Source organism: Type-D symbiont of Plautia stali, from assembly GCF_001485335.1.
GTDB classification, from domain to species: domain Bacteria; phylum Pseudomonadota; class Gammaproteobacteria; order Enterobacterales; family Enterobacteriaceae; genus Pantoea; species Pantoea vagans_C.
Genome location: NZ_BBOC01000065.1, coordinates 18,599 through 28,752, shown reverse-complemented (window position 1 = coordinate 28,752; position 10,154 = coordinate 18,599). Strand labels below are relative to the sequence as shown.

Annotated in this window: 10 protein-coding genes; all 10 read right to left on the bottom strand. The window is 55.1% G+C overall.

The genetic code is table 11. The annotated features are described in order from the left end of the window. Positions 1-150: 150 nt before the first annotated feature. The 10 genes from PSSD_RS18750 to PSSD_RS18705 all read right to left on the bottom strand — a co-directional run bounded on the left by PSSD_RS18750 (position 151) and on the right by PSSD_RS18705 (position 10,145). The gene (locus tag PSSD_RS18750) at positions 151-1,341 is read right to left on the bottom strand and encodes a cytochrome c biogenesis protein/redoxin (RefSeq protein ID WP_058973258.1); all 1,191 of its coding nucleotides are present in this window, start codon (positions 1,339-1,341) and stop codon (positions 151-153) included. Between the two features lie 139 nt (positions 1,342-1,480). Next, positions 1,481-2,791, bottom strand: coding sequence for an ATP-binding protein (locus PSSD_RS18745; RefSeq protein WP_058973257.1), 1,311 nt, complete (start codon positions 2,789-2,791; stop codon positions 1,481-1,483). Beyond that, entirely contained in the window at positions 2,788-3,528 is a 741-nt protein-coding gene (locus PSSD_RS18740; protein ID WP_058973259.1) for a response regulator, read from the bottom strand. The genes PSSD_RS18745 and PSSD_RS18740 overlap by 4 nt, the downstream gene beginning before the upstream one ends. Positions 3,529-3,598: 70 nt before the next feature. Next, positions 3,599-4,591 (bottom strand): alpha/beta fold hydrolase, encoded by a 993-nt coding sequence (locus tag PSSD_RS18735; protein ID WP_058973256.1) that lies wholly within the window; start codon positions 4,589-4,591, stop codon positions 3,599-3,601. 196 nt (positions 4,592-4,787) lie between these two features. After that, positions 4,788-6,011, bottom strand: a complete 1,224-nt coding sequence (gene fucP / locus PSSD_RS18730) for an L-fucose:H+ symporter permease (RefSeq protein WP_039333113.1) — start codon at positions 6,009-6,011, stop codon at positions 4,788-4,790. Between the two features lie 41 nt (positions 6,012-6,052). Further along, complete coding sequence (locus PSSD_RS18725; protein ID WP_058973255.1) at positions 6,053-6,403, bottom strand: L-rhamnose mutarotase; 351 nt, start codon at positions 6,401-6,403, stop codon at positions 6,053-6,055. Continuing rightward, the gene (locus PSSD_RS18720; RefSeq protein ID WP_039333117.1) at positions 6,400-7,176 is read right to left on the bottom strand and encodes an L-fucose dehydrogenase; all 777 of its coding nucleotides are present in this window, start codon (positions 7,174-7,176) and stop codon (positions 6,400-6,402) included. The genes PSSD_RS18725 and PSSD_RS18720 overlap by 4 nt, the downstream gene beginning before the upstream one ends. After that, positions 7,154-8,011 (bottom strand): amidohydrolase family protein, encoded by an 858-nt coding sequence (locus tag PSSD_RS18715; RefSeq protein ID WP_058973254.1) that lies wholly within the window; start codon positions 8,009-8,011, stop codon positions 7,154-7,156. The genes PSSD_RS18720 and PSSD_RS18715 overlap by 23 nt, the downstream gene beginning before the upstream one ends. Before the next feature lie 2 nt (positions 8,012-8,013). After that, positions 8,014-9,300, bottom strand: a complete 1,287-nt coding sequence (locus tag PSSD_RS18710) for an L-fuconate dehydratase (RefSeq protein ID WP_058973253.1) — start codon at positions 9,298-9,300, stop codon at positions 8,014-8,016. Next, a complete protein-coding gene (locus PSSD_RS18705; RefSeq protein WP_058973252.1) occupies positions 9,297-10,145 on the bottom strand; it encodes a fumarylacetoacetate hydrolase family protein in 849 nt (282 codons plus the stop codon). Before PSSD_RS18705 ends, PSSD_RS18710 begins: the two co-directional genes overlap by 4 nt. Positions 10,146-10,154: the final 9 nt, after the last annotated feature.

Here is a 10,154-nt window from a genome sequence, read left to right as displayed (position 1 = left end):
ACCACCTTTCGCCCGCGTCCTGCGGGCTCTCCTGGCATACTCGCTCAGCTCAGCGCTGCGGATGCCTGCCCCGGTGCGGCCCCAGCCTGCTCATCCGCTTCAGTGCGAGTTGTCAAAAAGGGCATATTGCCTGAAGCCATGTCGCCCTCCTTACGTCCGCGCCTCTTTTAACAACTGCTGAATCACCTGCTCCTGTTCCGCATATTGACCTTCACCAAACGCGGTGTATCGCAACTGCCCGTGCGCGTCGAAAATATAATGGGCGGGCCAGTATTGATTACCGAAGCGATTCCAGATGCTGTAGTTGTTATCCGCTACCACGGTATACGGCAGTTGCCACTGTTTAATTGCACGACTCACCGCTTTCTCGTCGCGTTCCCACGGATACTCCGGGGTATGAACGCCTACCACTACCAAGCCCTCGGGTTGATACTTATTGGCCCAGTCACGCACATGCGGCAAGGTATGCTGACAGTTAATACAGTCGTAGGTCCAGAAATCCACCAGCACCACTTTGCCTTTTAACGTTTCCGGGGTGATAGCGACACCTTTCAGCCATGCGGTGCCGCCTTGCAGTGAGGGCAGCGTACTGCGGGTTTGTGGCATCACCACCGGTTCGAGGCGGGGTTTCGTCGCAGGCTGTGGCCCCCATTCACTGAGCCGCTGCTCCAGACGCTGCGCAAACGCGGGGCCACTTTGTAACTGCCCTTGCGCGCCGCTGGCGATCAACACCACGGCAGCCAGCATCAATCCCCCTGCTACCTGGCGTAAACGGCTGGTTAGTGCCAGGCCTGGCCGTAATCGCATCACCAGTCCACGCCCCGCCACAAACAGTAGCGCCAGCATCAGTGCGGCACCGCTGCCATAGGCTACCAGTAGCAGACCAACCGAGACGGGATCTTTTCCCACCACCTCCAGGCTGAGAATCGCGCCTAATACTGGCCCCGCACAGGGTGCCCACAACATGCCCGTTGCCATTCCCGCCAACCCTGCCGCGACTAAACCGCGTCGGCGTTGGCTGGCATCATTCATGCGATTGCCTAACGCTACAAAGGGTTGAGTAACATACTGAGCCAGGCGCGATGACAGTAAGGTCAGTGCCGTCACGGCTAAAAAGGCCAGTGCGATCCACCTTCCCGCTGCGGTCACGCTGGCGACCCAATGGCTGGTCACCGTGACCAGCAGTGCCACGGCGGTAAACATCATCACCATGCCGCTCAATAACGCCAGCAACTGTCCTTTTTGTCCGCGTACGCTCGCGAACACAAAAGGAATAACGGGTAAGGTACAGGGGCTGAGCAGTGTCAACATGCCTGCGCAGAAAGCAATTAGAAGTGTCATTGGGAACCTCGTGACAGGGGTTAATGGGTTGCGTGCTTTAGCACGTGCGCTCATTTAACCAGGCTGTTGTGTTCACGAAGTGTCTGGCACCGCCCGTATTGTCAGTCTGTATGTGTACAGGCGGTGCAGATACAAAAGGCTACAAATCGGTTTGCTTTAACGTGATATGTGCGTCGAGTCCCCCCTCAACCCGATTGGATAAATGCAGGCCGCCAGACATCTGGCTCACCAGCTGCGTGGCGATAGCCAGACCCAATCCGGTTCCGCCGGTGTGACGATTGCGCGAGCTCTCCACCCGGTAAAAGGGCTCCAGCACCGCCTGCAGTTCCGCTTCGGGAATACCGGGGCCATTATCCAGCACGTGAATGTCGACTTGATCCCCCTGCGGGGCGTTCATCACCATCTGCGCTTCGCTGCCAAACTTTAGGGCGTTATCGATCAGATTGGTCATGATGCGGCGCAGGGCCTGCGGGCGAACGGCAAAACGGTCCTCGCCGCGACAGGAGGTAAAGCTGACCGCTTTGCCGATATCCTGGTAGTCGCAGGCAATGCTGTCGAGAAAGGCATTCAGACTCACAACCTGCCGCGCCTCCTCCAACACTTCCGATGAGCGTGCGTAGGCAATTCCTTCTCGCACTAAACGGCTCATGTTATCGAGGTCGCCCAGCAATTTATCGCGCAGCTCCGGTTGTTCTGACATCTCCACCCGCAGTTTCATACGCGTGATGGGGGTTTGCAGATCGTGTGAGATCGCGGCCAGAATCTGCGCGCGCTCTTTGAGATGATCCTGGATGCGCGTCTGCATCGCATTAAAGGCGCGTGCCGCCTGCTGCACTTCATCGGGACCGCTTTCAGGCATCATCTGCGCACGGTTTGATGCCGGTGTCAGCCCTTCGACCGCTTGGGTAAAGCGCATAAAAGGACGCACCACTTGCCGTACCGCCAGCCAGGCACAGCACAGCAACAGCAGCAGTTGGCCGATCAGCACTGCTGGTAACCAGCGGGCGATGGCGGGCATACGCGGCCACAGATCCAGCGTCAAGGGTGCGCCATCGTGGAGTGTCAGGTGCACCTGAATATGCTCACGCGTCCCAGGAATCGCATGAATACTCATTTGATAGCGCCCGCCAAGGCTCTCCTGTAACGAGCGCACGGCATCCCGCGCACGCCAACTGCTGGGATAAGGCCCTGGTAAGCCTGCCGATAATTGATAGCGATAATTGCCGCGCTCCAGTTTTGCCAACCAACTGGGGCGTTCAGGCGCAGGCAGACGATCAAGAATGGCGACGCTGGTTGCGACGTCATATTCAAGGTTGCCCAGCATCACGGTTTTGGCGCTGCTCATGCGTTCAACCATCAAGCTCACCAGGGTGGTGGCATTCGCCAGCAATAATCCGCCCAGGACGATGATCAGCAGACGAGTCAGTAATGATCTCGGCCACAGTTTCATTCATGCGTCTCTTTGATGATCACTGGTGCGGCCAGCACATACCCTTCGCTGCGTACCGTTTTGAGGTAGGCAGGCTCGCGCGCATCATCACGCAGACGCTGCCGCAAGCGACTCACCAGCAGATCAATGGATCTTTCGAACAGTTCGGCATCGCGGCCCTGGGTCAAATTCAACAGTTGGTCGCGGTTCAATACCCGCTGTGGATGATCAAGAAACACGCGCAGCAGACGATACTCTGCTCCGCTGAGTGCCACAATCACGCCTTCATCATCAATAAGATGCCGGGCAGAGGTATCCAGTTGCCAGTCGCCAAAGGCGATAATACGACCAACCTCGGTAATTTGCAGATTAGGCGGCAAGGCGCGAGTGCGGCGCAAAATTGCTTTAATGCGCGCCAGCAGTTCACGCGCGACAAAGGGTTTGACCAGATAGTCATCCGCCCCCATTTCCAGGCCGAGAATGCGATCGGTATCCTCACTGCGGGCTGTGAGCATTAAAATCGGTAAGTTGCGCTGCGTATCACTGCGTAGCTGACGACACAGCGTCAGCCCATCATCGCCGGGCATCATAATATCGAGGATCACCAAATCAATGGCATTGGCCGATAACATCGCACGCATCTCTCTACCATTGGCGGCGCCGGTGGCGCGATAACCTGACTTGATCAGGTAATCGGTAATCAGTTCACGGATATCCCGGTCATCATCTACCACCAGGATGTGATCAATGTGCTCCAAAACAACCTCCTGTTTCCAACCTACGCAAAAAAGACCGGCACTCATGTGCCGGCCCTTAAAAAATTCGCGGTTACAGCGCAGCGGCATCTTCCACCGCTTTGACAAACGCCTGCGGATCTTCTGCTGGCGGGTTATGTCCAATATTGCCGGTAAAGGTACGATGCTCATACTTGCCGCTGAATTTCGCGCGATACGCTGGTGGCGCGGGGTGCGGCGCACCGTTGTTATCCCCTTCGATCGTAATCGTCGGCACGCTGATCACGGGCAAGGTGGCTAGCTTTTTCTCATAAGCATCATACTTTTGCTCACCTTTTTCCAGGCCTAGACGCCAGCGGTAGTTACTGATGGTCACCGCGACCTGGTCTGGATTATCCAGTGCTTTCGCACTCACGTTAAAGGTGGCATCACTAAATTTCCAACCCGGTGAGGCTTGCTGCCAGATCAGTTTGGCAAAATCATGAGTATTTTTCGCATAACCTTGTTCACCACGCGCAGTGGCGAAATAAAATTGATACCACCATTGCAACTCTGCTTGCGGAGGTAAGGCTTTCTTGCCCACGTCCTGGCTGCTGATCAGATAGCCGCTGACGGATACCAGCGATTTCACACGTTCCGGCCACAGTGCCGCCACGATGTCCGCCGTGCGAGCCCCCCAGTCGAAGCCAGCAAATACCGCCTGTTTGATGCCCAGTGCATCCATCAACGCCACGGTATCCGCCGCCAGTGCCGAAGGCTGACCGTTACGTGGCGTGTTATCTGACAGGAAGCGCGTGCTGCCGTATCCACGCAAATAAGGCACGATAACGCGATAGCCTTTGGCGGCTAACTGCGGCGCGACGTTGGCATAGCTTTGAATGTCATACGGCCAGCCGTGCAGCAGAATGACGGCCTGACCATCGCGTGGCCCGATATCGACATATCCAACATTCAGCACCCCGGCCTTAACCTGATGAATGGTATTAAAGGCGGCAGCGTATTCCGCTTCAGTTGGGGTAGCAGCAAAGGCAGAGCTGGTGGCGGTGATGACCAGTGCAGCAAGCAGAGTTTGGCGTAATAAGAACATGGTGTTGTCTCCTCAGACACGGTTGATGTGTATAGAAGACCACGCCCATGTATAGGTGATGTTTGCAGAATAACGGGTTATGCAACGGGATGTATGTGTGTGGTGAGGAGATACAGTGGGATACAAAAAGGCAGGAAAGTTTTAAAAAAGGATAACCGCCACTATCAGGTGGCGGTAGAAATGACATTTGAAAGCGCTAGCTCTTACGCTGACTCAGCGCATAAACCAGCACCACGACAAAGCACACCAGCGGCAGACCATAGGCCAGTGCGGTGCTGGAGGTATCGGAAATGCGCCCCATAAACCACGGCATAATCGCTCCCCCGACAATGGCCATAATCATAAAGGAGCTGGCTTGTTTGGTTGCCGGACCGAGGTTCTTCACGCCCATGGCAAATATGGTCGGGAACATGGTGGACATAAAGAAGAAGATGGCCACCAGCGCGACGACGGACACATCCCCTATACCCAGCATCACCACCGCACAAAGCACAATATTAATTAATGCATACGCGGCGAGAATGAGTGCAGGTGAAACTCGGCCCATCAACCAGGTTGAGAAGAAACGCCCAAGCATGAAACACACCATGCCCACAGACAGCAAATAAGCGGCACTTTGATTCGTGACGCCATGCCAGTGTTCAGTGGTGTAATTGATAAAGAAGGCACCGACACCCACCTGCGCGGCCACATAAAAGAACTGCGCAATCACACCACCTACAAAGTGTTTATGTTGCCATAACGATTGACCCGCATGTTTTGGACTTGTGTCTTCCGCTTCGCGAATATCCGGTAATGCCGTGCGTTTAAATAACAGCGCAATCCCGATGACCACAAAGGCGATAACCACATAGGTTATTTTGACGGTATTTTGTGCCTCATCTGCGCTGGCGTGGCTAAAAAATAGCGTCCCGCCGATCATCGGCCCGACAAACTGCCCCAAGCCGTTAAATGATTGCGCCAAATTCAGGCGACGTTCAGCGCCTTTCGCGTCCCCAAGTACTGTCGCATAGGGATTGGCGGCTGTCTCAAGGCAGCCTAGTCCGCAAGCCAGGACAAACAGCGCAAACAAAAACATCATGAAATTGTTGACCATTGCGGCAGGTACAAACAGCAGAGCGCCAATGGCATACAGAGCTAACCCAGCCAAAATACCGGCTTTATAACCATGGCGGCTCATAAAATAGCCAGCGGGCATGGCTACCAGGAAATAAGCACCAAAATAGGCTCCCTGTAATAACCCCGACTGGGCTTTGGTCACATGCAGTGTTTCCTGAAAATGTTTATTTAATACATCTAACAGGCCATATGACACACCCCACATAAAAAACAGCGTGGTAATGAGCATAAATGCCCAACGTAGGCTAATAGCGCCCCCGACACCGATATTATTCGGCGTCCCGACTTGTTCTGTAGACATGGTTATATCCTCGTAGCGTACTGTAGGGTAAGCGTTGTTATTTATTGGTCGTGCAAAGAGAATATTCGATCCATCGCCACCCATTTTTCACCTGCGGGTGTCCAGGGTGTAGGTTGTTGAAATTGCCACATCAACGCCTCCCAGCGCTGAATATCAGGATTACGCTGCGCAGCCTCGGCAAATTGCTCTGCATCAAAGTGTTGATGCACCTCCATCACCATAAAGAGGCGGTTGCCCAGCCGATAGATTTCCATGTTTACCACGCCGTGCTGGCGCAAGTGCGTGATGACTTCAGGCCAAATTTGCTGGTGCAGCCGCTGGTATTCCGCGATTTTTTCCGCCGAATCCACCAAATCCAGCGCCAGATAATGAAACTGCGTGGCGCCGCTCATGACAGCGCCCGGTCAAGATGAAGATAGCCGCCATCCACACTCAGCCACTCACCGGTTGTATGGGATGCGCGTGCCGACAGTAAAAACACTACGGTGTTCGCAATCTCTTCCGGCGTGGTCATGCGTTGGCCGAGAGGGATGCGTTGCGTGATATTGTTGAGCGCCTGCTCTGGCTCAGGGAATGTGGCAATCCAGCGTTCATACAGTGGCGTCATCACTTCAGCAGGCACCACCGCATTCACCCGCACACCACTGGCACGCAGCGACACCGCCCATTCCCGCGTCAGGGAGAGAATCGCGCCCTTGGCAGCACAGTAACCACTGGTGCCGCCCTGCCCGCTTAGCGCTGTTTTTGACGCAATGTTGACGATCGCCCCTTGGCTACTCTCCAGCGCCGACTGACAGAAGTGCGTCATCTGATAGTAGTGGATCAGGTTTTTCTCCAGTGAAGCCACAAAGGCAGAACGTCCAGCGTCTAAGCCCACGCCATCATTCACCCCGGCGTTATTCACCAGACCATCAATCCGGCCAAACTGTTGCTGAACCGTCTCCACCGCGTATCGACAGTTCTCCTCGTCACAGAGATCCACAATGACCGTTGTGGCTTGAGGCTGCCGTTGGCGTAATGCTGCCAACCAGATTTCATCTGGTGGGGTATTGGTCACCATTACCGGAATCGCGCCTTCTTCAGCCAGTAACGATGAGATCGCCGCACCGATACCCGAGCCCCCTCCCGTTACGATGATGACCTTATCCTGTAAAAACAGATTCATGTTCTTCTCCTGAGCATTGATAGACCTGCGCAGCGGTATTCCCCCAAATCCAGGCCTGTTCATCCTGCGACAACGTGCCAATGGCCTGCTGAGTGAGTTGGGCAACCTCGTCATATTCTGCAGCCAGCAGACAAACCGGCCAGTCAGACCCAAACATCAAACGTTGTGGACCAAATCGCGCCAGTGCTTCCTCAATGAAAGGACGCAGTTGTGCGCTCTTCCACTGCCCGCTGGGTGCTTCCGTCACTAAGCCTGAAAGCTTGCACACCACGTGTGGCATCGCGGCCAATTCCGCAATTTGCGCGCCCCAAACTTTTGCGCCTGAGGTGATATTTGGCTTGCCCAGATGATCGAGCACCAGCCAGTGCTTATCATGCTGGGCTGCAAAGGCGGTTAATTCCGGCAGATGACGCCAGGTTACCAGCATGTCCCACACATAGTGCTGCTGCTGTAACAGTGCCATGCCTGCTGACACCGCGGATTGTCGCAGCCAGGCTGCGGGATCCGACTCATCCTGCACCTGATGGCGGAATCCTCGCAGAAGCGGATGCTGCACCGCATTCAACTGTGCATGCAGATCGCTGGCCGTGATATCAATCCATCCCACCACCGCCTGCGTGGCTTGAGACTCAGCCGCCCATTGCAGCAATTGCGTCGTTTCTTGTGGGCACTGCCGCGCCTGAACCACGATCGATCCCTGCAACTGCTGCCCGGTCAGCAAAGGGGACAGATCGTCGGCAAGATAATCGCGCTGCAACGTCCCCATTTGCTTGCTGATCCAGGGATAATCCTGCGCCTGATATCGCCAGAAGTGCTGATGTGCATCGATTCGCACTCTTAGGCTCCTTGTGCGCGATAGCGGTATTTATCGATCGAGGCAGGGAACATCTCGATGGAAAAACCCGGCGCCTGTGGTGGCAGGTAGGCAGCTCCGCGAATCTCACAGGGATGAAGGAAATGTTCATGCAGATGATCGACATACTCAATCACCCGGCCTTCATGTGTGCCCGCAATGCAGATGAAATCAATCATCGACAGGTGTTGGACGTATTCACACAGCCCCACCCCACCGGCGTGTGGACACACCGGCAGTTGATATTTTGCCGCCATTAGCATCACGGCCAGCACTTCATTGACGCCGCCTAAACGACAGGCATCGATCTGCACCACATCGATCGCTTCACGCATGATGAATTGCTTGAAAAGAATGCGGTTCTGACACATTTCACCGGTTGCCACCTTAACTGGCGCGACTCCCTGACGAATCTTGCGATGGCCTTCCACATCATCCGGGCTGGTCGGTTCTTCAATAAACCAGGGTTTGGCGAACGCCAGTTGCTGTACCCAATCCACCGCGTCATTCACTTCCCACACCTGGTTGGCATCAATCATCAGTTGACGATCCGGCCCCAACACCTCTCGTGCGATCCTGACGCGGCGTTTGTCATCCTCCAGATCGCGCCCGACTTTCAGCTTGATATGCGAGAAACCGGCATCGACAGCCTGCTGGCAGAGCCGACGCAATTTGTCATCGTCATAGCCCAACCAACCCGCTGAGGTGGTGTAGCAGGGATAACCTTCCTGCTCTAACTGTTGTATGCGTTGCGCTTTGCCCGCAGCCTGCGCTGTCAGGAGCGTCAGCGCTTCGTCCGGCGTGATGCAATCGGTGAGATACCGGAAGTCGATACAGCGCACCAGTTCCTCTGGAGACATGTCCGCCACCAGTCGCCACAGCGGTTTTTCCTGCGATTTTGCCCACAGATCCCAAACCGCGTTGACCACCGCGCCGGTGGCAAGATGGATGGCACCTTTGTCGGGACCAATCCAGCGCAACTGACTGTCGCTGGTGATGTCGCGCCAGAATTGCCCCATATCAGCAGTAATGGTTTCGAGCTGGCGTCCGACGATCAAATGCTCCAGCGCGCGGATAGCGGCACAGCAAATTTCATTGCCGCGTCCGATGGTGAACGTCAGACCGTGCCCGCTGATCGCGGCGTTATCGGTCTCAATAATCACATAAGCGGCAGAATAATCAGGATCGGGATTCATCGCATCCGAGCCATCCAGATGTGCTGAAGTGGGAAAGCGAATGTCTTCAACGCGCATTGCCGTCAGTTTGGTCATTGTGCTGAACCCTCGGTGATTTGACGCTGTTCGCCCAAGCCAGCAATGCCCAGGGTGATGGTTTGTCCGGGACGCAAATAGACCGGCGGTTTCTGCCCCATTCCCACGCCCGGCGGGGTGCCGGTGGAGATGACGTCGCCCGGTTGCAGACTCATAAACTGGCTGAGATAACTGATGATGTACGCGACAGAAAAAATCATGGTGCGCGTATTTCCGTTTTGATAGCGCTTGCCATCCACTTCCAACCACAAATCTAACTGTTGGGGATCGGCGATTTCATCCGCCGTGACCAGCCAAGGGCCGAGAGGACCGAAGGTGTCACAGCCTTTGCCTTTGTCCCAGGTACCGCCCCGTTCGATTTGATATTCCCGCTCGGAGACATCGTTTACCACGCAGTAGCCCGCCACATGCGCCAGCGCATCCTCTTCCCGGATGTAGCTTCCGCCTTTACCGATCACCACGCCGAGTTCCACTTCCCAATCGGTTTTAACGGAACCACGCGGAATACGTACCGCATCATTGGGGCCTACTACCGCGCTGGTCCATTTGCTAAACACCACCGGTTCCTGCGGAATGTCAGCCCCGGTTTCTGCAGCGTGGTCAGCGTAGTTCAAGCCAATGCAGATAAATTTGCCAATCTGACCCACACAGGCGCCAATACGGGGCTGACCGGCTATCTTGGGCAGCTCAAGAATGTTCAGATGGCGTAGCTTTTCCAGTGACGCAGGCAGTAATGTCTCACCTGCAATATCATCAATGTATTGCGACAAATCGCGCAGTTCACCCTGCTCATCCACCATTGCCGGACGTTCTTTACCCACTTCACCTACACGAACTAATTTCATGACTTACTC

Bases quoted from the DNA above. Each gene is read 5' to 3' on its own strand.
- PSSD_RS18750 (WP_058973258.1), bottom strand. From the start codon at position 1,341: ATGACACTTCTAATTGCTTTCTGCGCAGGCATGTTGACACTGCTCAGC.
- PSSD_RS18745 (WP_058973257.1), bottom strand. From the start codon at position 2,791: ATGAAACTGTGGCCGAGATCATTACTGACTCGTCTGCTGATCATCGTC.
- PSSD_RS18735 (WP_058973256.1), bottom strand. From the start codon at position 4,591: ATGTTCTTATTACGCCAAACTCTGCTTGCTGCACTGGTCATCACCGCC.
- fucP (WP_039333113.1), bottom strand. From the start codon at position 6,011: ATGTCTACAGAACAAGTCGGGACGCCGAATAATATCGGTGTCGGGGGC.
- PSSD_RS18725 (WP_058973255.1), bottom strand. From the start codon at position 6,403: ATGAGCGGCGCCACGCAGTTTCATTATCTGGCGCTGGATTTGGTGGAT.
- PSSD_RS18720 (WP_039333117.1), bottom strand. From the start codon at position 7,176: ATGAATCTGTTTTTACAGGATAAGGTCATCATCGTAACGGGAGGGGGC.
- PSSD_RS18710 (WP_058973253.1), bottom strand. From the start codon at position 9,300: ATGACCAAACTGACGGCAATGCGCGTTGAAGACATTCGCTTTCCCACT.
- PSSD_RS18705 (WP_058973252.1), bottom strand. From the start codon at position 10,145: ATGAAATTAGTTCGTGTAGGTGAAGTGGGTAAAGAACGTCCGGCAATG.